The following is a 23,638-nucleotide window of genomic DNA, read 5'->3' as shown; positions in this document are numbered from 1 at the left end:
CTGTCGCCCGCCTCGTGGCCGCCCGCTGGGCGGGCCTGCGCGGGTGACGACGGCGCTCTGTGGCTCACCGGGCTGGGTCTTCCGACGCATCTCTCCCGTGGCGAGCACTATTGAGTCCGCCGCCCCGCGCACAGGGCTCCAGAGCACCGACGGGTCTTCACCGAACAGCCGAACAGGCGGCACCTAACCGATGTCAGGCTCGGACCGTACCTCGATCCGGTCCCCTGTCCGCTCCATCTCCAGAACGACGAGCTCGTTCCGCCCCCGCCGCCACAGATGGCTCGGGGCGTACAGGGTGACCTGCGGCCCGAGGGACCAGTACCGGCCGAGCGCGAACCCGTTGAGCCACACCATGCCCTTGTCCCAGCCCGGAAAGGCGAGGAAGCCGTCCGCGGGGGTGTCGACATGGATCCGGGCCCGGTGGAACGCGGGGCCGGTCGGGGCGTCTCCACTGCCGAACTTCAGGGCCGAGAGGTCGTCGAGGGGCAGCCGGCGGATCTCCCAGTCGCTCAGTTCGTCCTCGCCGAGGAGGACCTTGCCGCTGATTCCCTTGGGGTCGTTCAGTCCCTGACCGAAGTTGATCCGCCCGGTGGGATCGACCAGGAGGTCGAGGGTGCCGGACGCGCCATCCACGGTGAAGTCGACGGTGTGCTCCGGCTGGTTACGGTCAAAGGTGCCGATCCGCTTACCGTCGCCGAACACCAGCGCACGGTCGCCCAGCCCCGTGAGCTTCAGACTCCTGGTCCCCTGCGGCCCCCGCACCCGAGTCCGGTAGTGGATCAATCCGTACGACTGCCCGACCGCCTCCATGGGATCGGGGGTGGTACGCCGCACCGGAGTGCTCAGCGCGTCGAGGGCGTCCAGCAGCGGCACCGACGCGCGGACGGCGACCCGCTGGGCCGGCATGCGGCGCGGCGTGGCCGGCAGGGGCGTGCTCGGCAGGGTGGTGTACTTGGCCAGTACGTCCCGCACCTGGTGGAATTTCTCGGTGAGTTCGCCGGATTCGCTGATCGGTGAGTCGTAGTCGTAGCTGGTGATGGTGGGCTGGTAGTGGCTGCCGCTCAGGTTGGCGCCCGCGTACCAGCCGAAGTTCGTTCCGCCCACCGCCATATAGAAGTTGATCGACGCTCCCGCATCGAGGAGCTTCGCCACGTCGGCGGCGGTCTGTGCCGGGTCCGTGGTGTGGTGCGGTTCTCCCCAGTGATCGAACCAGCCGTCCCAGAACTCCGTGCAGAACAGGGGCTTGTCCGGCTGGAATTTGCGCAGTTCGGCAAAGGGTCCGGTCGGATCGCCGGCGAAGTTGACGGTGGAGAGGAGGTCGGGGAGGCTGCCGTTCTTGAGCATGTCCTGGCTGGCCCCGTTGGAGCAGAACAGCAGACTGTCGATGCCCTGCGCCCGCATGGTGTCCCGCAGATGTTCCAGATGCGCATGGTCGTCGCCGTAGCTGCCGTACTCGTTCTCGACCTGCATGGCGATGATGGGCCCGCCGCGTGTGGCCTGTAGATCGACGAACCGGGGCAGCAGTTCCGCGAACCAGGCGTCCACCGCCCGCTCGTAGGCGGGGTCGGAGCGGCGCAGCGGCGCGTCCTTGTCCTTGAGGAGCCAGGCCGGCAGGCCGCCGAAGTCCCATTCCGCGCAGATGTACGGTCCCGGTCGCACGATCACCTTGAGCCCGGCCTCGTCCGCGATCCGTACGAAGGACTCGACATCGCGCCATCCGGTGAAGTCGGCCTTCCCCTCGTGTGGTTGGTGGAAGTTCCAGGCGATGTAGGTCTCCACCGTGTTGAGGCCCATGGCCCGCATCCGCAGCAACCGGTCACGCCAGTCCTTGGGATGTGTCCGGAAGTAGTGGAAGGCGCCCGAGAGGATTCTGAACGGCTCACCGTCCAGCAGAAATTCGTTCCCGCGCACGGTCAGGCCCCGCGGACTGTCGGCCTGCGCCAGGGTCGTACGGCCGCCGCCCAGGGCCACACCCACGGACGCGGCCCCCACCATGGCCGCACTCACAAATCTCCGCCGGCTGAACTGCGTCATCTCTGCTCTCCTCGACTCGACCGACCGTCATTCAAGGTTCGAACATGTTCAGTGGTGCGCGGTTCTGTGCCTTGAGAGTGTCATGTAGAACAGAAACGAGCACAAGGGTTCGTGACGGGCCACGGTCGGGCAGGAGCACCAAGGCCTCGTCGCGGACCCGGGCGGCTGCCTCCGCGGTGGCACAGCGGGCCGGAAAGGTGCCCGCAACCATGCCCCCTCGTACCTTCAACATCCGGCCCTCGCCCGGGTTTGCTGGCACGACAACACCCATCGACTGGATGCGCGCCCGGCGAGGCCCGCAGAAGGGGGCAGCGTTGCACTCGCACGGAGATCGGCGCGCGATCGCAGACGACGGCCGTAAGCGACAGGCCGCGGCCCGCCCGGCCACCACGACGGCGCGTCCGCCGGCCGATGCCGGTTCCGACCCGGCAGCGCTGCTGGCGCTGCAACGCACCGCCGGGAATACCGCCGTTGCGCGGCTGGTGGAAGACGGGCGGCGGGGCGGGGCCACGGACCGGGAAACCGTCCAGCGCGCCGCGCACGGAGGCGCTCCCGGCACGGTCGTCCAACGTGCGGAGGAGGAAGAGACCGGAGGGCACGGCGGAATCAAGGACCGGGTCGGCGGGAAAATCAAGGAGAAGCCCACGAACGATGTGGAGCGGGGCTTCTACGCCGATATGCGCGCGGGCAAGCACCCCGCTCTGGAAGGGGTGGTCCCGCATTCCTACACCGCCGAGCAGGTGCAGACGATGGACGGTGAAAAGGGCAAGGGCGACGACTCGACCCACATCTACATCGACAACCTGACCCACGACATGAAGATGCCGAAGGTCCTCGATATCAAGGTGGGCGAAAGCACAGCGAGCAAACAGGAGTTGCTCATGTCGATGGCGAAGGCCGACGCCTGGAAGAAGAAGATGAAGCTGAAGGTCGCCGACAAGGTGACCGGCTCCGCGGACCGCGGCTATCGAGCGGTCGGCGGCACCGGCCTCAAGGGGAAGAGCCGCCGCACCATCGGACGGGAGTCCGAGCACATTGTGCAGGGCATTTCAGCGGATCCCAGCGTCTACGACCTGCTGGTCGAGCAGTTGACCCAGGTCAGGACGGCCGCCGAGAACTCCGGCCTCGCCTTCATCGCGGCGAGCGTACTCATCGCGGTGGACGAGCAGCCGGCGGCGGAAAGCCCGTCGGCCACGGCGAAACTCAACCTCATCGACTTCGCGCACACCTTCGGCCCGGAGCAAATGGGCGAGGACCAGGTGAAGAAGTACCGCACCCGTTTCGATGAGGGAATGGCGCGGCTGATCAAGGACGTGAAGGCGGCCGGCGCGGCGAAGAAACAGGCGACGGAGGAGCCCGGCGTGTGAGAGGAGCATCACAGGGCAACGGGCCATTGCCCAGGCCCGGTTCGACGAGACTTCCTGAATGCTCAAAACCTTAGTTCGCTGGTATGTGCGGTGGGGCGCCCGGTGCACCACGCGTCATCTGCGGTGGGCCCGGCGTGGGTTCGGTCAGAACGCGGAGCAGCTGTTCCCTCGTTCCCATGCGGTGCGCAGTGCGGTGAACGACTGGTACTGCACCATGCCGCTGGCGGGCATCGCCTACGTCATCAAGGCATGCGTACTTCTCCTTGTCACGGTCAACATAGGCGTCATCGTGACCAAAACGGTGACCGGCGTGACGCACCTGTGGGAGAAGAGCAAGCAGTCGAATGCGCCGTGGTGGGTCCCCGGAGGCTCGTCTGCGGGCCCTGCCGTCAAGGGCGGTGGGAGCGACCGGTCGGACCCGCTCCTCGCGCTGATGGCGGCACTGCGCAGAGTGGGCGCGTTCATCGCGGAGAAGGCGGGCGCCCAACTCTCGGCACTCACCGATCCCTTGAACAGGCCGATGGAGGCGATCATTGCGGCCGCTGCGCTCGTGCTGATCGCGATGATGCTGCTGGCGTCGCGCGTCGCCTGGCTCGCGCTCCGGCAGGTGGCGAGACCCTCCTACCAGGATCTCGGTCCGCATTACGCCGAGCCCCGCACCCGGTTCACCTGGGCCCGGAGGCTGCTGAGTCTGCGGGTGGAGACGAACAAGGAGAACCGGCCGGTAGTGGTGCTGGTGAACTGTCTGGCCAGGGTGGGGGCCGCCCAGTCGTATCACCGCTGGTCACTCCGCAACCGTAGCCCGCTGACGGCGCCCCGGGTACAACTGGCGGACGCGGAACGGGTGGTGTGGTCGGCCTGGCGGACCCGGCACACGACGATCCGCGGTGTGCTGCGGGCCCAGCACAAGGAGCACGCGGCAGAGGTGGTGGGGGCTCTGCGCATGCTGGAGACCCGGCAGGATACCGATGCCGACAGAGGGCGGGTATTCGAGGACATGGCGCGGATGCTGGCGAAGATCGCCGAGCGTTACGCGCAGGGCCGCACCCTTGCGCTGTTGGACCCCGACGACCTCAGCGGCGCCACCCGGGCGGTCAACCGCGAGTGGGTGCGCATGGTCATCCTCGGCGTTGCCGTCATCGGGTCGGCGGTGGGAGCCTCCGCACTCGGCGTGTCGGATGCCGCGATCGCCCAGGTCGTGGGCATCGTCAGCCTCGTCATGGTCGGTCTGCTGTACGGCGCCCGGCTCACACCGACTGACCTCCTCGACGTGGTGCGTGGGCAGAGCCGTAAGTGAGCGGGGGCGCGCCGGAAGAGCAGGCCCACGGAAATCCCAGGATCCCTCTCCCTCCCACCTTGTGCGCCACTTCAGTGACGTGAGCGTGGAACCTCTTCGCAGTGCAAGTGCTCCTATATAGGGCGCAGGTATGCACATGTGTACGCATCTCTCCAAGCGCACTCACGCACACCATGCCTCATGCACGACCTGACCATGACGAACGTCAACCTGTGCCGCCCAGGCGGCACTTGGGATCAGAGAGGTCTGCTGGATGAAGATTCGACGCACCCTGACGGCCGCCGCAGCGGCCGCCGTGATGGCGCCCGCCGCCGTACTGGCCGCGCCCGCCGCCGCGTTCGCTACGGAGCCGGCGTCCGAGGCCGGTCCCCGCACGCCCGCCTCTGCCGGCTCCCCCGATACCGCCACACCGGCGGACCGGACAGCGGATTCCGCAACGAGCGGCAACAGAACGGGTACCCCGGACGAGCCGCGGCGCCCGGGCTTAGCCGCTGCCGGTGGCTCGGCATCCCAGGACCGCGACGGGGCGGACCGTCCCGCCCCAGCGAAGTCCCCGAAAGCCGCCGGGGCCACTGAGGGAACCACCGGCGCGGGCGGTGCCACCGGTGGAGGCAAGGAAGCCGGTGATTCCGATGGTGCGGGTGAGTCCTGCGCGTTCGATTCCGACCAGTTGCAGGTGGCCGTCCACGGGCTGCCGCGTCAGCTGACCGCGGGCGGCGCCTGGACCCCCTTCTCCATGAAGCTCACCAACACCACCGCCAAGCCCCTGGGGAAGGTCCTGCCCTTCCTGCGCGTGTCCTCCGCCGAAGATGTCGACCGGCCGCACTGGGAGCTGGAGACCGAGTACCGCGACGCCAAGACCGGGCGGTGGAAGACCTTCCACGACGCGGAGCCCGAGGACCTGTTCGGCTTCTTTTCCGTCGGCCCGCGCAGCACCCTCACGCTCCAACTGCGCACCCGCGTGGTCAAGGACGCCAAGCCCGGCGCCGGGTACGCGCTCGCCGCCGGCGACTACCGCAACCCCGACGGTTCCTGTGGCTCGGCCAAGGAAGCCTGGCACGACTTCACCATCCTCCCCGCGGGCACGAAGCCGACGCAGTCCCCGACCGCCAAGCCGGATGAGCCGGGCAAGCCGAGTGGCACGGCCGAGCCCGGCCAGAGCGCCGCGTCCGGCGGCGGTACAGGTGGTTCCGATTCCACCGGTGGCCTCAGCCCGCAGGGCGGCGGTCACCTCGCCGCGACCGGCTCCTCGTCCGCGCTCCCGGCGATCGCTCTCGCCGGCGGAGCCGCGATGGTGGTCGGCGCGGGTGCGGTCATCGGCGTGCGCCGCCGGAAGGGCGTGGCCGGTCCGGGCGCCACGGACGTCACCGCGTAAGCCCGACCACCCCGTCTCCAAGAACCTGACAACCCAAGGATCCACGGGCCTTGGAACTCCATGACGCCGGAAACAAAGGCTCCAAGGGTCCGAAAAAACCGGGAAAGAGATGTTCATGAAACTGCGCCGCGCCCTGTCGGCCTCGGCCGCGACCGCCGCCCTGCTCCCCGTGGTGGTGGCCGCCGCGCCCGCCTCCCAGGCGGCCCCTGCCGCGGAAATCCCGTCGTGCTACGACGTCAGCAACGGGCAGTACCACGACAGCACCTTCGTGGGCCGCTCGTTCGGCATACCCAGGTCGATCACGCTCGGCACTCACTGGACGACCTACACCGCCACGCTCACCAACGCCTCGGCGAAGGAGCTGAAGTCGTTCGAACTCGGCGCCAAGCTGGGCAGTTATGTCTACAACGAGGGCGAGCGCGACCTGAGCCCGTACGGCGATCTTCAGTACTGGGACACCTCACAGCGCGCCTGGAAGACGCTGCGCCAGGCCAATGGAAACGCCGGCGGCACCATCCCCGGCCCGAAGACGCTGAAGCCCCGCGAGTCCGTCCATATGCAGCTGCGGTTCAGGGTGAGCAAAGACCTTCCCATGAACCAGACGTACGACGCGTTCACCGGCCTCACCGGCACCTTCGTCGACCGCTGGCGCGACACGGACTGCACGGCCGACGGCGAGGCCAGCGGCAGTTTCTCCCCCCGCGAGGGCTGAAACCTGCGGGAAGGGCTGCCGCCGTCGCGGGACGACGGCGGCAGTCCCCTAGGTCGCGAGTTTGTCGAATCCGGCAGTAACAGCCCGGTTGCACTTGAGGCGGTTGATGCCGCACTCGCCTCCGTGCCATGGGTGGTGCATTGGCGGGTTTGTTGCCGAGGTCATGAAGGGGTGAGCGCAAGCTCGTAGTCCATGGTGCGTGCGGTGATGCGCAGTCCGGCCAGCGGTAGTGCTTGGCGTACCGCGGCGTCGTCGAATTCCCAGATGGTCAGTTCGGTGACCTCGGGGTGGTCGCGCCGCAGGCGTGTGACGAGTTCCGCGATGAGCGCGGCGAGCGCGCGCGGCTCGGCGTTCTCGTGGCGGATCGACTCCCCGGCATTGATGTGGGCCGCGTGCCCGTCTATGACGGCCGAGACTTCAGCCTCCGCCGTCGCCAGCGTGAGGTGCGCGGGCAGTTGGTGGACTTGCACATCGGGCAGCCCAGCAGGGGGCTGCCAGGTGGCTGGCTCGGTGCTCCAGTAACGGGCGTATTCGCCGTGTCCGTGCGCGTTCAGCGCGGTCGCCGCCTGGCCGTCGGGCCCGGTGTCCCGACCGACCCACCGCAGGGTGCGGTAGCCGGCGGCGCGGGCCTCGTCCGCGGCCAGGCGGTACAGGCCCGTGACCATCTCGAACTCCTCGGCGGTCGGCGGGAGCAGGTCGTAGTAGCCGGTTTTGAGACGGCGGACCTCGCGTGGCACGTACATTGCCTGCACTCGCGCAACCCGCTCGTGGTCCGGGTCCTCGTGTACCCATGCCCAACCCAGCAGCGCCCCGTCGCGGCGGGCCGCGACCGCGCCGATGGTACGGGGCCGGCCCTGGCCGCCGGTTGGCGCGGGCTCGGGCTCGTCGTCCGCCGTGTAGGGGGGCTCGCCGGCCGCCGCGCGCATTTCTCCGATCAGGTGCTCGTCCGCATCCGGCCGGCCGTCCCACTCAAAGAACAGTTCGGAATTCATGTCCGAAGGCTACGAGTGCACGACCGACGGACCGCGGGAACCGCCGCAGCCGACCCGGCCACCTTCGTCACAGCTCCGTGCCTGACTGCCGCATCCCCCGAAACCGCTACAAGCAGCGGCACGCCGTCGAGTGCGGCATCAACAGACTCAAGCGCAACAGAGCCGTCGCCACGAGATACGACAAACTCGCAGTCCGCTACGAGGCCACACTGACCGTCGTGGCCTTCAACGAGTGGCTGTGACCAGCACACTCAAAACACACCCCAGGGCCCGTCGTTTGGATCCGCCCCTAATACACCGGCAGCGCCAGCAGTGTCGCGCGGTTGAGGACGAAGAGGCGGTTGGCTGCGGCGGCGAGGGAGCGGGACTGGCCGCCGGTGAGGGCGAATGTCTGGGGTCGGCCCTCGCCGGAACGCGGCAGGCCGCTCACGCCGGTGTCGGCGCTCTCCACGATCCAGACGCTGTTGCCCTGGACGACCGGTGGCCGCCATGGCGGGACGACGCCGGCGACCATCACCGGGTCGGCGGCCTGGCTGCCGTTGGCGTGCACGGACCGCAGCGCCTCGCAGTCCAGCGCATGGATCACTCCGCCGGCCACGGTGGGCGGGCCCCAGCCTCCGGTGCCCCGTTTGGGCGGTCGCAACGGGTTCTGGGCCCAGAGCTCGCGGCCGTCGGTGGCCCGCACCGCCGCCAGGCTGTTGCCGCCGAGGTAGACGGTTCCGCCGTCGATGGCGGGACGCAGCGGTCCCGCGGCCTGCCCCTTACGCACCCAGGCGCGGGAACCGTCGTCGGCCCGGACCGCGGCCACGTCCCCCGTCTCCGTGCAGAACACCAGATGGCCGGCGCCGAGGGCCGCGACGGGGTGGCCGCCCGAAAGCGTCAGCGGTGGCCGGCGGGTCCAGCGCACCTTGCCGTCGGTCCCCACGCAGCGCAGCCGGCCGTCGGCGGTCAGCAGGTAGACCGCGTCGGCGTCCGCGGCCAGTAGGGCGCCGACCTCCGCGTCCACCGTCCAGCGGGGGGAGCCGGTGGCGGCCACCCAGGTACGCAGCGTCCCCTCGCCGTCGGCGGTGGCCACCAGCCGGTCGCCGATCGACAGGTAGCCGGCGTCCGCCTTCGCCTCGCCGATCCGCCACTTCTCCCGCCCGTCGGTGACCCGGCGGGCCGCGATGCCGCCGCCGGAGGCCGCGAAGACCACCACGTCGCGCACCGGTAGCGGGGCCGGCGACGCGGCGTCGGCCACGTCCTGGACCGGTCCCCACAGCGGTTCCGGGGAGCCTGCGGCGGAGCCGAGCGGCGCGGCCCGCACCTTGGCGGCCGGCGGGATGTCGAAGGGGTCGGACGGGGCGTCGCCCCTGCTGAGCCACCAGGCGGTGCCGCCGCCCGCCGCGGCCAGCAGCGCGCCACCGCCGGCCGCCATCAGCAGCCGCCGTCGGGTGAGGCGGGGTGCGCCCCCGGCCGCGCCACCTTCGGGGGTGGCCGAGGGGCCGGACGGACGGGCCGTCAGGCGGCGGGCGGCCGCTTCCCGTTGCCGGATCTCCTGCCCCAACGGGCCGGATTTCCAAAGCCGTTCGGACTGCCGCGGGGGCGCTGCGGCGTCGGCGACCTGAGTGGGCAGCGGGCGGGCCGCCGGGTCCTTGGCGAAGCATGGCGTGACGAGGAACCGCAAGCCCTCCGGAACGGCCGCCAGGTCGGGGCTGCCGTGTACGACCTCGTACAGAACGGCCGTTACCTCGGCGCCGGTGTACGCCGGCCGGCCGCCCGCGGCGAAGGCGAGGACCGCGCCGAGGGAGAAGACGTCGGCCGCCGGTCCGACGCGCTGCCCGAGGACCTGTTCCGGCGCGCCGTAGCCCGGTGTGACCGGAATCTGTCCCGTACGGGTGAGGGTCAGCCCGTGTTCGGGGCGGGCGATCCCGAAGTCGATCAGCCGGGGGCCGCGCGAGGTCAGTACGACGTTGGGCGGCTTCACGTCCCGGTGGACCAGCCCCGTGGCGTGCACATCCTGGAGCGTACGGGCCAGTGACCGCGCCAGCTCCCGTACGGCGGCGTCGTCGAGCGGCCCGAAGCGTGCGACGGCGTCGTCCAGCGTCGGGCCGACCAGGAACTCCGTGGCGATCCACGGCCTGCCGCCCTCCAGTTCGGCAGCCAGCACGCGCGCCACGCCCTCGCTGGTCACCGCCTGCGCGGTCCGCGCCTCCCGGAGGAAGCGCTCGGCCAGGTGCCCGTCATGGGCGAGTTCCGGCAGCAGGACCTTCACCGCGGCGGGGCTTCCGGAGGCGTCCGCTCCGAAGTACACCTTGCCCATACCGCCCTCTCCGAGGACGCCGTGGAGGCGGTAGGGGCCCAGGCGCAGCGGATCTCCCTGGCCGAGGGGTTTCACAGTCGGTCGTCTCCTGGATCGTGGAAGGGGGAAGGGCGGGGCCGGGCTGGGCCGGACCGCGCCGGACCGGGCCGGGCGTCAGGCGAGCGGGAGCGCGATGCTCCGCTTCTCCTGACGGACGTAGAGCCGGCCGCCCCCGGGGTCTGCGGTCAGGACCATCGGCTCGGACTCGTACGTCCAGACGGCCTGACGGGTGCGCAGGTCGATGGCCCGCAGGCCCTTGTCGTCGGCGCAGTAGGCGTACCGCTTGCCGACCGCCGGGGCCACGTTCCGCATGCTCTTCCGGCCGGACAGCCCCTTCTCCTGCCAGTTCAGCGTGCCGGAGGCGGCGTCGACGGCCATCAGCCCGCGGTCCGCGTTGGTGCAGTAGACGACGCCGTCGTGGACGGTGGGCGCGCCGTACGTCCGCTCCTCGCCCCCGCTGTCGCCGGTGTCGAGCCCGATGCCGTAGAGCCACTCCGGCCCGCCGTCGGACAGCCGGCGGGCGGTGAGGCTCTTGGCGCCCAGGTAGAGGTTCCGGTCGTCGAGGGCCAGCCGGAACGGGGGCAGGCCCTCGAACGTCTCGGAGACCGACCACAGTTTGCGGCCGTGGCGCTTGTCGTGCGCGGAGAGCGGGAGGAACTTCGAGCCGAACCTCGGGCTCCCGCACAGCACCACCCGGGAGCCCACCACGGCGCCGCACAACGCCGGCGGCATGCCGCCGGCCCGCGGCCCCTCCACCGGGCTGCGCCAGCGCTCGTTGCCCGAGTCCAGATCGGCCGCGACCAGGTACCAGCGCCCGCCGGAGGCGGCCCGGGCCACCAGGTACGCGATCCCGTCGGTCACGCACAGCAGCTGGTTGTACTGCTCCTTGCCGGTGAACGCGGACAGCTCCACCAGGGGCTTGCCCAGGTAGCCATCGCTCTGCAAGACCTCGCACACCGCCAGCGCCGCACCCGCCTCCTTGTAATCCCGCAGGGCGTACACCCGGCTGCCTTCGGTGGCCGACCGCCAGGGGTCGGTGACGTTCGCCTGCCAAGTCGTCTGGCCCGACTCGGCGTTGATACCGCACAGCACGATCCCCGCGCGCATCGCCAGATTGCGGCCCACCCGCATCACCTCGCCCCCGTGGTCCGGGCAGCGCAGACCGGCACTCCACAACGGTGCCGGCGGCTTCGGCCGGTCGACGGCGTCCTTCTTCGTGCCGCCCCCGCCCTCGCCGGAGCCCGCGAGCAGGGCCCAGCCCCCGCCGCCGAGGAGGCCGCCGCCCAGGAGGGCGCCCCCGGCCACGGACAGCAGCCGCCGCCGGGAGAGGCCCGGTGCCGGGGCGGTCTCGGCCGGCGGTGCCTCGGCGGGCACCGGCGGCGCCGCGCGATGCGGCGGCTCGTGCCACACCTCGTCGCTGCGCCGGGCGATCTCCCGCAGCACGGCGTCGGGCAGCAGCTCCGCGAAGCCGCCGCGGTCGGCCGGGACGGCCCCGGTGCCGTCCAGCGCGGTACGCAGCTCAGTGGTGGACGGGCGGTGCGCGGGGTCCTTGGCCAGGCAGCGCGCGAGCAGGGGGCGCAGCAGCTCGGGCACCCCGCCGAGGTCCGGCTCACCGAACCGGACGCGGTACAGCAGGTCGGTGGGGGCCCCGCCGCCGAACGGGCCGCGACCGGTGGCGGCGAAGACCAGCACCCCGGCCAGGGCGAAGACATCGCCCGCCACCGCGTGTTCCTGGCCCGCCGCCTGCTCGGGCGACATGAACGCCGGCGTCCCCATGGCACTGCCCACGCTCGTCAGATGCTCGTCGCCGAAGGCCCGGGCGATACCGAAGTCGATGATCCGCGGACCCTGCGCGGTCACCAGGACGTTGGACGGCTTCAGGTCGCGGTGCACCACCTCCGACCGGTGAAGCTGCTCCAGCCCGGCGGCGAGTGCCGCGCCGAGGGCACGCACGGCCGCCTCCGGCAGCGGGCCGCCGGCTTCGACTGCCGTGTCCAGCGGCGGTCCGAGGACGTACTCCGTCGCCAGCCACGGGGTCGGGGCCTGAGGGTCGGCGTCGACGACCGCCGCCCCGTACGCGGAGCCGATGACGCGTGCCGCGTCCGCCTCCAGCCGGAAGCGGGTGCGCAGCGTGGCGTCCGCGGCGAGCCGGGCGTGCAGCGTCTTCACCGCGACGGTGCGTCCGCCCGCCGAACGGGCCAGGTAGACGGTGCCCATCCCGCCGCCGCCGAGGCGGGCGAGGATCCGGAACGGCCCGACGTCGTGCGGGTCGTCGTGCAGAAGTGGGGAGATCATTGGCCTCAGCGCTCTTGGGTGGGGAGTGCGGCGGCCAGGACCTCCGCCGACTGACGGGACAACGCCTCGACGACCCGGCCGGGAAGCGACACCGGCTCCGTGGCGCCGGCCAGTGCGCCGTATGCCGCGCCCGGCAGCAACTCCCCCAATACTGTTGCCGGTTCGGGCCGGTCCTCCGGGGCGCGCGAGCGGCACGTCGTGACGATGTCCCGCAGCCCGGCCGGGATCTCCTGACGCTCGGGCACGGTGTGCCCGGTCGCCGCGTACGCCAGCACGGCGCCGAGGGCGTAGACATCGGCGGCCCGGCCCGTCGCGCCGCCCGCCGCGCTTTCGGGAGCGAGGCAGCCGGTTTCCAGCCCGGTCGCCTGCGCGGGGGAAGCCGCCGCCACCGGATGCGCACGGGTCGCACCGAAGCAGCCCAGCAGCGGCCCACAGGCGGTCAGCAACACGCCCGCCGGGCAGACACCCCCGTGCACGAGGCCCAGGACGTGGGCCGAGGCCAGGGCTTCGGCGAGCGTGCCGCCGAGCGTACGGACCAACGGTTCGGGCAGCGGGCCACCGTACGCGGCCAGGACGGCGGGCAGCGGCAGCACAGGCCGGTACGGCGAGGCGTACCAGGGGAAGGCCGGCGTCCCCCCGAGCTGCGCAACCGGCCAGAACCCCGGCTGGATCAGCCGGGCCGCCTGCTGCGCCTCATCCGCCCACCGCGCCGGGTCACCGCCGGGCGGCGGCAGGCATGCCAGGACAGTGTGCCCGCCATCGGCACTGCGGGCCAGATAACGGCGCTCCGGAACGCCCCGACTCCCGTCGGCGTCAAGGCGCGCCAGCACCACAAAATCCCCGATCCGGGCAGGATCGTCCTGCCGCAGCCTCTCCACTCGGCTTCTCCCCCGTCAGGCTCGTTAGGGACGTGAGCCTATATACGGCGGGGCGGCAGGTCGGCAGGGGGGCCGCATGCGGGGGGCGCCAGTTGCCCTGGAGGGGCCGCCGCTTCTGAGTCCGCCCGGCGCCGGAGCCGGCGTTCCGGCCCCAGCAGGCAGCTGGGGCCGGAATCAGGATGCCGGGCCCTTAGGGGCCGGTCGGCTCGCCGCTCCTATGTCGACTTCCGATAGGCGCGGAAGGCCCGGGTGGCCAGGAAACCCATGACAAGGACCGCCGCCGCGAGCAGTCCCAGTCGCGTCCAGACCGTGCTCCAGTCGACGTGTCCGAGCATCGCCCGCCGCGCCGCCACGACCGCCCATTCCACGGGGTTGTACGCGGCGACCCGCCCCACCCAGCCCGGAGCGAGGTGAAGGTCCATCACGGCGGAGCTCAGGAACATCAGCGGCAGCGTGGTGAACTGGGAAATCGCGATCAGCGTGGCCTGCTGACGGGTCAGCAGCGCGACGGCATTGGACAGCGCCGAAAAGATCAGCGCCAGCAGCACCGCGGCCAGGACCGTGACGCCGATACCGACGACACCGCCCGGGAAGCGGGCGCCGGCGATCAGCGCGATGACCACGATGACCAGGCTCTGGATGACCGTCTGAATCGCCTGGTAGGCCATGGTCGCGCAGATCATGGCGCCCCGGCTGGCAGGAGAGGTCAGCAGCCGGTCCATCACCCCGCGGTCGATGTCCTGCAAGTAGGTCGTCCCTGCCCACGCGCTCGCGAACAGCGCGGTCATCATCACCACACCTGGCGTGAGGAACTGGAGGAAACCGCCGCTGCCGAGCACGAATCCGGGCAGGTTCACGACCGAGCGGAACAGCTGCCCGAACAACAGCAGCCAGATCACCGGCTGCACGAGCCCGATGACGAGGAAGGTGGGCATCCGCCGCAGCGTGCGCAGCAGACGGCCGGTGAGGAGGGCGGAGTGTGTGAGCACGGTCAGTGGACGCGTAGCGGCGAACTCCCTCTGCACTGTGCTCACTTCGCCACCTCCAGGGCCTTGCGGTCCTCGTCGCCCGCGGCTGCGGCCGTCAGACTCCGGCCGGTGTGCCGCAGGTAGACGTCATCGAGCGAAGGGCGGGACAGCGTCGCGGACGTCACGCCGATTCCTGCCTCTTCAAGCGCGGCCAGCACGGGCGGCAGCGCCCGCGCACCGTCGTCGGTCCGGCCACGGACCGTGCACCCGTCCACGGTGATCTCGCGTAGCTCCGGCACCCGTTCCAGCACCGCTCGTGCTCTGCTGTCGCCCTCGACCAGCTCGACCTGCACCGCGTCACCGCGCAGCTCGCTCTTGAGTTCCTCCGGGGTGCCCGCAGCGACCACGGTGCCGTGGTCGACGATCGCGAGCCGATCGGCGAGGTGGTCGGCCTCGTCGAGGTAGTGCGTGGTGAGCAGGACCGTCATCTGCTCGTCCTCGGCCATCCTGGCGATCTCGTGCCACATCTCGCTCCGGGCCTGGGGATCGAGACCCGTCGTCGGCTCGTCGAGGAAGAGCACCTGCGGGCGGTGCATCAGCCCCAGTGCGACATCCAGCTTGCGCGCCATGCCGCCGGAGTACGTGCCGACCCGCCGGTTCGCGGCGTCGCTCAGGCCGAACCTGTCGATGAGCTCACCGGCCCGCGCCGTGGCGTCGGCCCGGGACATCCCGTGAATACGGCCCGCCAGCAGCAGATTTTCGGTCGCGGTCGCCATCGGATCCGTCCCGGGCTTCTGCGCCACGAACCCGATCGTCTGGCGCACCTGATCCGGCCTCGCCGCAACGTCGATACCGGCGACGCGCGCTGACCCCGAGTCAGCGACCGAGAGCGTGGAGAGAATCTTCACCGTGGTGGACTTGCCTGCCCCGTTCGGGCCGAGCAGCCCGAAGACGGTTCCCGTCGCGGCAGCGAAGCTCAGTCCCTGCAACGCGGTGACCGGGGGTTTGTTCCTGCCGGCCGAGTAGGTCTTGACTAGATCAACAGCTTCCAGAGCCGTTTTTGCTCGCCGAAGCGCAGCCATCGCCGCACACCCTTGTCAGAATCTGGTGTGACTCCCACCTTCCTGGTGTCATCGGACACGAGGAGGCTGAATGGCGAGGGCTGAACCCTACGGTGAGATGTCGCGTGCGACGTTAGCAAGGGCGCACGAGCGGCGGCAAACGAAATCTCCGCCAGGGAGCCGATGTCCCGAGGTGGTGCGCACTCCCCTGGCCGGCCACCGGGCCGACCGACCGCCAGGCCGACGCAATCCCACGAACGGGTGACACCCGTCGTTCGAGTCGCGGCCCGGCCCCGCCATCAAGGCCGCGCCCGGCCTCCACCGCCCAATAGAACATGCATCCACGATCTGCCCCCTCGTCACCCGTTACGGGGAGCCAAACCGACCGTTCTTTAGAGCACCTGTACCCACGACTCGCCCTCTTGGAGATGTCATGGATCCTGTGCCCGTCCTCGTGAATGCTCCCGCCGGGTTCGAACGGCGGCAGCCTGTGCTCTTGCCGGCCGTCCGCCCCGGGCGCGTGCTTGACGCTTCCGCATGCCTCGTTGACCGCTCGTCCCGTATGGCCACGAGGTGGTGGGCATGAGCGCGGCGAAAGGGGCCGCGTCCCCGTCACCGAACGAGCGAGCCGGCGTGCCGGGCCCCCGCCGTGAACCGCTGGGACTGCCTCCGACCGCGGTGCCCACCGGGCCGGGCGACGGAGATATGGCCGATGAATTGGAAGAGGCGTACTGGTCCGTCTACGACGGCGCCGCGGCCCAGTCGACGGTCCGCGAAGTACTGGTACGGCTGCCGCGCATCGTCCGGCAGATCGGCCGGCTGGCGTGGCAGGCCGACCGCTCGGCCACACTGGCCGTCGTGGTGCTCCAGCTCGTGTCCGCGGCGATGTCGGCCTTCGGGCTGGTGGCTTCGGTCGGCGTGCTGCGTGAGCTGTTCGGCCACGGACCGACGCCCGACAAGGTCCGCAACGCGGTGCCGCAGATCCTGCTCGTGGTGGGCTTCCTGTCCGCACGGGCACTTCTTGAAGCCGGGGTCGCCGTCGCCCAAGCGCGGGTGACACCGAAGATCCGCACCGCGCTGGAATGTGACTTCCTACGGCTGACCGCGCACGTCCGGCTGGAGGTCGTCGATGACGCCGACTGGCACGACGACGCCTACCGCGCTTCCGACCGCGGCCTGTTCTACGCCCGGCAGATCGTCGGCCAGGTCATCTCGCTGGCCTCCACTCTCCTCGGCCTGATCGGCACGGCCGGCGTCCTCACCTCTCTGCACCCCGCCCTCCTCCCCCTGCTCCTGCTGTCCGTCCTGCCCGTGGGTGCCGCGGCCGTCCGCACGGCACGGGCCCGGTTCCACAGCTTCAAGCGGTGGAACGCTCTCCAGCGCCGGGTGCGGGTCTTCTCCTGGCTGCTGCTGGAGCGGGACGCCGCCGCCGAACTGCGCTCCGACACCGCCCAGAACGCCATCCTGGACGAGCACCGCCGGCTGACCGCCCGGATCGCCGAGGAGGACACCCATCTCGGGGTGAGTTCCGCACTGCTGACGCTGGCCGGCCGGGCCGTGGGAGGCGTCGGGACCGGCGTCACCTACGTCGCGCTGGGAGCCATGCTGATCGCCGGGTGGCTTCCCCTCGCGGCCGGCGCCGGCGCGGTGCTGGCGATCCAGACCGGACAGACCGCGTTGACGCGCTTCGTGGACGTCGCGCATCTCGTCTACGAACACGCCATGTGGGTCGATGACCTCCTGGCGTTCCAGGAACGCTGCCGTGGGCTACAGCCCCGTCGGCGTGCGGTGACCGCGCCCGCCACCGTCGCCACCCTCACGCTCGACGACGTCAGCTTCACCTACCCCGGCAAGGAGACCCCCGCGCTGAGCAGCATCTCGATGACGCTGCGCGCCGGGGAGACCGTCGCCTTCGTGGGCGTCAACGGCTCGGGGAAGAGCACCTGTTCACGGCTGATCGCCGGGTTGTACGAGGCGGACGAAGGTGCGGTCCGCTGGGACGGGGTGGACGTGCGGGACATGGACTCCGAGTCGCTCCAGGCGCGCGTCTCCACCGTGTTGCAGGACCCGGTGCACTTTCCCTTCAGCGCGCTGGCGAACCTTACGGTCTCCCGCGGCACCCTCACGGAGGCCGATCCTCAACGGGCGTGGGACGCCGCCCGGGCCTCCGGAGCCGAGCAGGTCATCGCCGGTCTGCCGGGAACCTGGCAGGCGGTGCTGTCCAAACGGTTCCGGGGCGGCCAGGAGCTGTCGGCCGGCCAATGGGCCAAGATCGCCGTCGCGCGGGGGCTGTACAAGAACGCTCCCGTGCTGCTGCTCGACGAACCGACCGCGAGCATGGACCCCAAGGCCGAACACGCCGTCTATCAGGCCGTGTTGCGGAACAAGAACCGGGCGGACCAGATCACCGTGCTGATCTCGCACCGGCTGGCGAGCGTAGTGGAGTGCGACCGGATCTTCGTCTTCGACGAGGGCCGGATCACCGAAGCCGGCTCACACCAGCAGCTCATGACCCTCGGCGGCGACTACGCCCAGATGTTCACCCTCCAGGCAGCCGGCTACCAGGCCGCATCCGCGACCTCCGCCCCCGGAACGAGGACGGCACACCCGTGAACGAGCAGCCTTCACAGACCGATCGGTCGGCCCGGCCGCGTCAGTGCCAGCCCCAGCTCCCGCTCCCGCGGGCGAACGCATCAGCCCTGATCCACGACGAGTCCGGCGCCTACCTCCTACACCTACGGGACGACATCCCCGGCATCTGGGAACCCGGATCCTGGTCCCTGCTCGGCGGCGGCCGCGAACCGGGCGACCGTTCTCTGGAAGAGACGATCAGGCGGGAATTACGGGAGGAAGCCGGCCTCGGCATCCCGGACCTCGTCCCCTTCGCCGTGGAGCAGGCCCGTGGCAGCGACGGCACCACCGTCCCCATCCAGATCTTCGCAGGTCAATGGGCCGGCGACCCCTCTGACCTGGAACTGACCGAAGGCGTCATGCTGCACTGGTTCCGGCCAGAGGTCATGCCACGCCTGAGGATGGCCCCGTCGACCCTCGACCTGATCCGCCGCCACGCCGAGCTCTTCGACGCCGGGCACTGCGCTCCCGCTCCGTCGACGACGCTCGCCGACGCTCCCCACCGCAGCTCGCGTCCTCACCGCCCCTCCCGCTGCACTCCACCCACCGAAGGAGACACCACCACGCAGAGCGACACCTGGGACACCGTCGCCCGCCTGGCCCGGCGCTTCAACGCCCATGACGAGGAACGCGGGCTGGATGCCGCACAGCAGTGGACCCTCCAGGTGTTGAAAATCGCGGAGGAGACCGGCGAAGCCTCCCAAGCGGTCATCGGTGTCCGCGGCACCAACCCCCGCAAGGGCGACAGTCACACCTGGCAGGACGTGCACGCCGAGGTCGCCGACGTCATCATCACCGGCCTGGTCACTCTCGCCCGTATGCGTCCCGACGACGCCGCGCCCTACCTCCGTCAGCAACTCGCCGCCAAGGCAGCCAAGTTCCTTCCTTCTGAGCCCGGCACAGACGTCGCCCCCTGCGTGAAGACGCAATGAGCGGCCTCTGACTGCGCCGGCCGCTCGGGCGCCCGCCGTTGCTCCTGGAACACACCGAGCCGTCGCACAGCCGGACGGGAGCGGAGGCGGAGCGCCCGGCGGGGCACCGCGCGCGCAACGCACGCAAGCCGGGAGCGCCATCGATTGATTTTCGATCAAAATCAATCGATAATCGATACATGCATCGTTTCTACATCGCCGCGCTCCGGGCCGGCATCGTCGCAGTGATCTTGTTCGGCCTCTTCGGTCAGATCGTGGTCATCCCGACGACAGCAGCCGATGAGGTCGACCGCTTCCCGCCCTACGCCCCGTTCGCCACGCCCTACGTGACCGTGGCGATCGTCGGTATCGTCTGCGTCCAAGTGGCGCTTGTCGCCATGTGGATGCTGCTCACCATGGTCGAACGCGACGCGATCTTCACGCCGCGGGCCTTCCGATGGGTCGACATCATCATCGGGTGCTCGCTCGTGGCGACACTGCTGGCAATCGGTGTCACCGGACATCTGGCCCTCACCGACATCCCCTCCCCCAACGACGGCATGGAGGTCCTCGGTGCGCTGGCCGCAGCGATCGCAAGCGTCGGCGTAGGGGCAGGGTTCGCGATGCTTATCGTCATCATGCGCAACCTCTTGCACAAGGCGACGGAGCTACAGACCGAGATCGCCGAGGTGGTCTGATGGCGATCATCGTCGACCTCGACCTCCAGCTCGCCAAACGCGGCCTGTCAGTGGGCGAGTTCGCCGATGCCGTCGGCATCACCCCCGCCAACATCGCCGTACTGAAGAACGGCCGCGCGAAGGCGGTGCGCTTCACGACGCTCGACGCGATCTGCCGCACACTCGACTGCCAGCCCGGCGATGTGCTGCGCTGGGTGCCCGACGAGAGCGCGGACGAGGCATAGGGCCCGTCGGGAAGGGGCTGGTCACAGCCACTCCACTCGCCCTAGAAGCTGAAGCTCATGAAGGCCCCATATCCGCGCTCGGCCGCCTTCGTGAAGAAGTCGACGAGTTCCTCGTAGGCGCGCTCGAGCCAGGCCAGTTCGCTCTCGGGGTCGAACCTCCAGGTGTTGGGGTACACGTCCTCCTTCGTCATCTGGTCCGGGTCATAGTGGGCCGCCAATTGCTCCCACGGGGTCGCGCGTAGTTGCCGTGCCACGCTCTCGATCTGCTCCGCGGTCCAGCCGAACAGGGTGCCGTCCTCCAGGATCGGGAAACCGTCCATCAGGAAATCGAGCTGTACGTCCGTCTCGTCGAGCAGGAACTGAAGACCGGCGAACGCCTTGTCCGGGTCACCGTGGGGGCGATCCGACTCCGCGAAGGTGTCGCTGTCGTACAGCCCGTAGTGAAATTCACCGGCCCAACTTGGTTCCTTCTCAGCCCTGTTCAGCTCTTCCGTGGTCGCGCAGATAAACCCGATGCTGACACCCATGAAAGTCAATCCCCCTTGGTCTACCGCTGGTTCGAGCCTTGCTCGGACAGCGATCTCGAACAGCGACGGCGAGTGTTCCACACGGGTCTGACAACAGGCTGCGACGCTGATGGCGGAAGGGGGCAGGGGCAGGCGAAAGGGGGCGGGACCGGTAGTCGGTCGGCTCGGTGGGTTGCCGGGGCTGCCGGGGCTGCCGGAGGGGGCGGAGTGGGCCGGTGTCGGAGGGTATTCAGCCGTACCCCGAGGTCCCGCTGACGGCGCGCGTGGAGACGACGGCTCCGCACCTCGGACACCCGGTGGTCCACCGGGAGTTCGCGCCGATGCCCGAGGACCGTCCGGTGGAGGACCGTCCGGTGTGGGACGAGGACTTCCAGGATGCCCTGTGGGAGCACTTCGAGGGCACGGAGCACCGCATCGGTGGCCATGCGCACCCGGTGCAGGGTGAGGTGGAGACCGAGGTCGCCCACGGCGCACTGGGGAACCCGCCGTGGGATGACCCCCGTATCAAGGAGGAGGCCCTCCGATGGGTGCTGCTCCCACAGTTCGACACGGATCACGACGCTGACGGGCAGTCGACGCTGACGAGGAGCCCACCACGGTCAGGCGAGCGCCCAGTGGTGGAGCTGCCCGCCGTGGCGGGTGAGCCAGGTGCCGTCGCCGAGAGGGATCACGTCCTCGCTGACCGGTGCCGGGTAGCGCAGCCGGCCGAGTGGCTGGAGGGTTGCCGCCTTGAAAAGCCAGTGGCAGATTTCCGGGGTGCGTCCCGGTGGGTGCAGCTTGCCGGTGACGAGGAAATGCTCCGCGTCGAGGACGTAGGCGTCGTCGAACTCGTCGTAGTCGGGGTCGGCGGCGAGCTCCTCCAGGTCGAACAGCACGACCTGGTCGCCTGTCGTCGCCTCGTGCAGGGCGAGTTCGTCTCGGTCGTCCTGGGAGGTCATGCTCTCCGCGCGCCGTATCGTCAGCACCCGAGCGGACGTCGGCAGCGATCCGCACACCTCCCGCATCCTCGTTCCGCCGCCGATGGCCAAATTGTCGGTGTGCGGATCGATCCACCAGGTCGACCAGCTCTGCCAGGCGGTCCAGCAGGACAGCACCAGCGTGGCGCCATCGGGCTGCCAATGCTGGGTCACGCCGGACGCGACGGAGGCGACCGATCGTCGTGCGCGGATCGCGCCGGACGCCGTGTCGAGAAGGAGCAGCGTGTCGAATCCGTAGCAGACGCGCGGCTCGTCGTAGACCAGTACCGCCCCGGAATCGTCGTCGACCAGGGTCGGTATGAGCACGCTGACGAGCTTGCCGTCCGGGGCAACCGCCGGGAAGCCGGGCGCCCGGGGCTCCCGGCCGCCGCCGTGCCAGGGGTCATGCGGCAGTTCCCATCGGGTGCTGCCGTCCGCGTCCACGGCACGGATCGCCGAGCCCTCAGCCATGATGACGCTGCCGTCGGGCGCCAGGGTCGCCTTGGCCTGCGGTGGGAGGCTCACGGAGTAGAGCGCAGTGCGCGCGCCGGCGAGGAACGCCTGTTGGTCGTACACCTCGACCCGGTCACCCGTGTCGACCGCGACCCGCCCGCCGGTGACCGCCGTGACCGCGCCCGGCGCGGTACCTTCCCCGATCAGTGTGACGCCGAGCGGCGCCTCCCCCACGTTGCTCATGATCGCAATCGTCGCACGTGCCCGCGGCGGAGACGAACCGTATTCGTCGGCGGTCAACTGTCGGGACCAGTACGGCGAATGGGCCCCCGCATACCTGGTTGGTGGGGACAGCTCCACCCATGATTCGGGGGTGGAGCGCATGGTCGCTGTCCCGGTCGGCGGCAAGTCTTGGGGGATGAGACCACACACGTCCGCGCTCCTCGCACTGCTCCTTTCGCTCGGCGCGGTGGCCGCCACCGCGGCCCCGTCCCCGGCGCAGTCGCAGTCGCCGGTGCCAGCCCTGGAACGTAAGGCACACCCGCTGCGCACCACCGAGCCCCACGGGGCCCTGGACGATCTGCGTCCGCTCGGCCGCATGGTGAAGGACGCACGGGTGGTGGGTCTGGGCGAGGCCACCCACAGTTCGCATGAATTCTTCGCCATGAAGCACTGGGTCTTCCGCTACCTCGTCGAGGAAAAGGGCTTTCGCAGCTTCGCCCTGGAGGGGAGCTGGAGCACCGGACTTCGACTCAACGACTATGTGCTGCACGGCAAGGGCGATCCACGGCAGATCATGCGCGAGGAATTCCAGAGCAACTACTCGTGGTGGAACAACTCCGACTACCTCAACCTGCTGACGTGGATGCGCAGTTACAACAGCCGGCATCCGCACGACCCGGTCCAGTTCATGGGCGATGACTTCGGGTACGCCGGCCCGGAACCCTATGACCGGGTGACCCGCTATGTGGCCAGGACCCACCCGGCGCTGCTGCCGCGCTTTACGGAGCTCTACCGCGGTTTGCGTCCGACGACCACCGTCGACGCCCATATCAACGGGTATATGAAACGGCCGGCGGCCGAACGGAAGGCGATAGCCCGGCGGACCGGGCGCGCGCTGAATCTGCTCAAGCGGCAGCAGCCCGGCGCGGGTTCCGTCGGCCGGGAGGCGCACGCCTGGGCCGTACAGCACGCCACCGCCATCGGCCAGACGGCCCGGGGCTACGCCTTCGACTTCGATGACCCGCGGCAGGTGGCGGCGGCCATGCGCTACCGCGATGCGGTCATGGCGGACAACGTGGCCTGGTGGCAGAGGCACACCGGGGACAAGACGATGCTGTCGGCTCACGATGGGCATGTCGCCCTGCGGACCCACGATCCGAAGCACTACCCCAAGGTGCAAGGGAGCTTTCTGCGCGACACATTGGGCGCCCGCTATGTGAGCGTCGGCATGACCTTCGACCGGGGTTCGTTCAATGCCACCGGAGCCGACGGGCAGGTCCGGGCCTTCACCGTGGGTCCCGCGAAACCCGGCAGCAATGAGTACACCCTGGACCGGGTGCGCCACCGCGACTACGTCCTGGACCTGCGCACCGCCCCGCCCGCGGCGCGCCGCTGGCTGGCCACGGCCCGTGCGACCAAGAGCATCGGCACGGAGTATCCCGGGCCCGGCGCGGAGTACCGGATCGCGCTCGCGCGGTCGCACGACATCGTCGTCCATCTGCACCGCGTCCGGGCCGCCCGGCTGCTGACCGCTCCGGCACCCGCCGGGAAGTGAGCTGTCGGCGTCCCCCGCGGCGGGCCGGTCGCCCTGGTCACCAGGGGTGGGTGACCAGGGCGGGCCAGGCCAGTGACCAGGCCGCTGACCACGCCGGTGACCAGGGAAGTAACCAGGGCGGTGCCCAGGTCACCCCGATGT

Annotated in this window: 19 protein-coding genes; 10 read left to right on the top strand and 9 right to left on the bottom strand. The window is 70.2% G+C overall.

The window, feature by feature from the left end; all coding sequences use genetic code 11:
- Positions 1-183 precede the first annotated feature (183 nt).
- Entirely contained in the window at positions 184-2,034 is a 1,851-nt protein-coding gene (locus tag AC3EUV_RS04460) for a glycoside hydrolase family 35 protein (RefSeq protein ID WP_435602197.1), read from the bottom strand.
- Positions 2,035-2,210: 176 nt separating this feature from the next.
- Between AC3EUV_RS04460 and AC3EUV_RS04455 the strand changes: the two genes are divergently transcribed.
- The 4 genes from AC3EUV_RS04455 (at position 2,211) to AC3EUV_RS04440 (ending at position 6,785) form a co-directional block, all read left to right on the top strand.
- The gene (locus tag AC3EUV_RS04455; RefSeq protein WP_488187950.1) at positions 2,211-3,401 is read left to right on the top strand and encodes an inositol polyphosphate kinase family protein; all 1,191 of its coding nucleotides are present in this window, start codon (positions 2,211-2,213) and stop codon (positions 3,399-3,401) included.
- 58 nt (positions 3,402-3,459) lie between these two features.
- Positions 3,460-4,698 (top strand): hypothetical protein, encoded by a 1,239-nt coding sequence (locus tag AC3EUV_RS04450; RefSeq protein WP_435602195.1) that lies wholly within the window; start codon positions 3,460-3,462, stop codon positions 4,696-4,698.
- 253 nt (positions 4,699-4,951) lie between these two features.
- Entirely contained in the window at positions 4,952-6,073 is a 1,122-nt protein-coding gene (locus AC3EUV_RS04445) for an LPXTG cell wall anchor domain-containing protein (protein ID WP_435602194.1), read from the top strand.
- A gap of 115 nt (positions 6,074-6,188) precedes the next feature.
- Positions 6,189-6,785: a hypothetical protein gene (locus tag AC3EUV_RS04440; protein ID WP_435602193.1), complete on the top strand. Its 597-nt coding sequence runs from the start codon at positions 6,189-6,191 to the stop codon at positions 6,783-6,785.
- Positions 6,786-6,946: 161 nt separating this feature from the next.
- On the opposite strand, the gene AC3EUV_RS04435 is transcribed toward AC3EUV_RS04440, so the two are convergent.
- Positions 6,947-7,777, bottom strand: coding sequence for a hypothetical protein (locus AC3EUV_RS04435; protein WP_435602192.1), 831 nt, complete (start codon positions 7,775-7,777; stop codon positions 6,947-6,949).
- Between the two features lie 77 nt (positions 7,778-7,854).
- On the opposite strand from AC3EUV_RS04435, the gene AC3EUV_RS04430 reads away from it, so the two are divergent.
- Entirely contained in the window at positions 7,855-8,019 is a 165-nt protein-coding gene (locus tag AC3EUV_RS04430; protein WP_432144416.1) for a hypothetical protein, read from the top strand.
- A 47-nt stretch (positions 8,020-8,066) separates the two neighbouring features.
- On the opposite strand, the gene AC3EUV_RS04425 is transcribed toward AC3EUV_RS04430, so the two are convergent.
- From AC3EUV_RS04425 to AC3EUV_RS04405, 5 genes are all read right to left on the bottom strand, one after another.
- On the bottom strand, positions 8,067-10,154 hold the full coding sequence (locus AC3EUV_RS04425; RefSeq protein WP_435602191.1) for a protein kinase domain-containing protein: 2,088 nt from the start codon (positions 10,152-10,154) through the stop codon (positions 8,067-8,069).
- Positions 10,155-10,232: 78 nt separating this feature from the next.
- Entirely contained in the window at positions 10,233-12,413 is a 2,181-nt protein-coding gene (locus AC3EUV_RS04420; protein WP_435602190.1) for a protein kinase domain-containing protein, read from the bottom strand.
- A gap of 5 nt (positions 12,414-12,418) precedes the next feature.
- A complete protein-coding gene (locus tag AC3EUV_RS04415; protein WP_435602189.1) occupies positions 12,419-13,291 on the bottom strand; it encodes a protein kinase family protein in 873 nt (290 codons plus the stop codon).
- A gap of 215 nt (positions 13,292-13,506) precedes the next feature.
- Positions 13,507-14,325 (bottom strand): ABC transporter permease, encoded by an 819-nt coding sequence (locus tag AC3EUV_RS04410; RefSeq protein ID WP_432144420.1) that lies wholly within the window; start codon positions 14,323-14,325, stop codon positions 13,507-13,509.
- On the bottom strand, positions 14,322-15,341 hold the full coding sequence (locus AC3EUV_RS04405) for an ATP-binding cassette domain-containing protein (protein ID WP_432144421.1): 1,020 nt from the start codon (positions 15,339-15,341) through the stop codon (positions 14,322-14,324). The genes AC3EUV_RS04410 and AC3EUV_RS04405 overlap by 4 nt, the downstream gene beginning before the upstream one ends.
- A 684-nt stretch (positions 15,342-16,025) precedes the next feature.
- Between AC3EUV_RS04405 and AC3EUV_RS04400 the strand changes: the two genes are divergently transcribed.
- The 4 genes from AC3EUV_RS04400 to AC3EUV_RS04385 all read left to right on the top strand — a co-directional run bounded on the left by AC3EUV_RS04400 (position 16,026) and on the right by AC3EUV_RS04385 (position 19,784).
- Positions 16,026-17,933, top strand: a complete 1,908-nt coding sequence (locus AC3EUV_RS04400) for an ABC transporter ATP-binding protein (protein ID WP_432144422.1) — start codon at positions 16,026-16,028, stop codon at positions 17,931-17,933.
- Positions 17,930-18,883, top strand: a complete 954-nt coding sequence (locus AC3EUV_RS04395; RefSeq protein ID WP_432144423.1) for an NUDIX domain-containing protein — start codon at positions 17,930-17,932, stop codon at positions 18,881-18,883. Before AC3EUV_RS04400 ends, AC3EUV_RS04395 begins: the two co-directional genes overlap by 4 nt.
- Positions 18,884-19,062: 179 nt before the next feature.
- Positions 19,063-19,560 (top strand): DUF2975 domain-containing protein, encoded by a 498-nt coding sequence (locus AC3EUV_RS04390; RefSeq protein ID WP_432144424.1) that lies wholly within the window; start codon positions 19,063-19,065, stop codon positions 19,558-19,560.
- The gene (locus AC3EUV_RS04385) at positions 19,560-19,784 is read left to right on the top strand and encodes a helix-turn-helix domain-containing protein (protein WP_432144425.1); all 225 of its coding nucleotides are present in this window, start codon (positions 19,560-19,562) and stop codon (positions 19,782-19,784) included. The genes AC3EUV_RS04390 and AC3EUV_RS04385 overlap by 1 nt, the downstream gene beginning before the upstream one ends.
- 41 nt (positions 19,785-19,825) lie before the next feature.
- Here the strand turns inward: AC3EUV_RS04385 and AC3EUV_RS04380 are convergent, their stop codons facing one another.
- On the bottom strand, positions 19,826-20,311 hold the full coding sequence (locus tag AC3EUV_RS04380; protein WP_432144426.1) for a DUF1877 family protein: 486 nt from the start codon (positions 20,309-20,311) through the stop codon (positions 19,826-19,828).
- Positions 20,312-20,910: 599 nt separating this feature from the next.
- Complete coding sequence (locus tag AC3EUV_RS04375; protein ID WP_435602188.1) at positions 20,911-21,963, bottom strand: hypothetical protein; 1,053 nt, start codon at positions 21,961-21,963, stop codon at positions 20,911-20,913.
- A 175-nt stretch (positions 21,964-22,138) separates the two neighbouring features.
- Here AC3EUV_RS04375 and AC3EUV_RS04370 point away from each other — a divergent pair, with 175 nt between their 5' ends.
- Complete coding sequence (locus AC3EUV_RS04370) at positions 22,139-23,497, top strand: erythromycin esterase family protein (protein ID WP_435602187.1); 1,359 nt, start codon at positions 22,139-22,141, stop codon at positions 23,495-23,497.
- Positions 23,498-23,638 lie beyond the last annotated feature (141 nt).

This window comes from Streptomyces sp. bgisy130 (assembly GCF_057708345.1).
The sequence above is the reverse complement of the archived record's forward strand: the minus strand, read 5'-3'. Positions and strand labels throughout refer to the sequence as shown.

Bases quoted from the DNA above. Each gene is read 5' to 3' on its own strand.
- AC3EUV_RS04460 (WP_435602197.1), bottom strand. From the start codon at position 2,034: ATGACGCAGTTCAGCCGGCGGAGATTTGTGAGTGCGGCCATGGTGGGG.
- AC3EUV_RS04450 (WP_435602195.1), top strand. From the start codon at position 3,460: ATGCTCAAAACCTTAGTTCGCTGGTATGTGCGGTGGGGCGCCCGGTGC.
- AC3EUV_RS04445 (WP_435602194.1), top strand. From the start codon at position 4,952: ATGAAGATTCGACGCACCCTGACGGCCGCCGCAGCGGCCGCCGTGATG.
- AC3EUV_RS04440 (WP_435602193.1), top strand. From the start codon at position 6,189: ATGAAACTGCGCCGCGCCCTGTCGGCCTCGGCCGCGACCGCCGCCCTG.
- AC3EUV_RS04435 (WP_435602192.1), bottom strand. From the start codon at position 7,777: ATGAATTCCGAACTGTTCTTTGAGTGGGACGGCCGGCCGGATGCGGAC.
- AC3EUV_RS04420 (WP_435602190.1), bottom strand. From the start codon at position 12,413: ATGATCTCCCCACTTCTGCACGACGACCCGCACGACGTCGGGCCGTTC.
- AC3EUV_RS04405 (WP_432144421.1), bottom strand. From the start codon at position 15,341: ATGGCTGCGCTTCGGCGAGCAAAAACGGCTCTGGAAGCTGTTGATCTA.
- AC3EUV_RS04400 (WP_432144422.1), top strand. From the start codon at position 16,026: ATGGCCGATGAATTGGAAGAGGCGTACTGGTCCGTCTACGACGGCGCC.
- AC3EUV_RS04390 (WP_432144424.1), top strand. From the start codon at position 19,063: ATGCATCGTTTCTACATCGCCGCGCTCCGGGCCGGCATCGTCGCAGTG.
- AC3EUV_RS04385 (WP_432144425.1), top strand. From the start codon at position 19,560: ATGGCGATCATCGTCGACCTCGACCTCCAGCTCGCCAAACGCGGCCTG.
- AC3EUV_RS04380 (WP_432144426.1), bottom strand. From the start codon at position 20,311: ATGGGTGTCAGCATCGGGTTTATCTGCGCGACCACGGAAGAGCTGAAC.
- AC3EUV_RS04375 (WP_435602188.1), bottom strand. From the start codon at position 21,963: ATGAGCAACGTGGGGGAGGCGCCGCTCGGCGTCACACTGATCGGGGAA.
- AC3EUV_RS04370 (WP_435602187.1), top strand. From the start codon at position 22,139: ATGAGACCACACACGTCCGCGCTCCTCGCACTGCTCCTTTCGCTCGGC.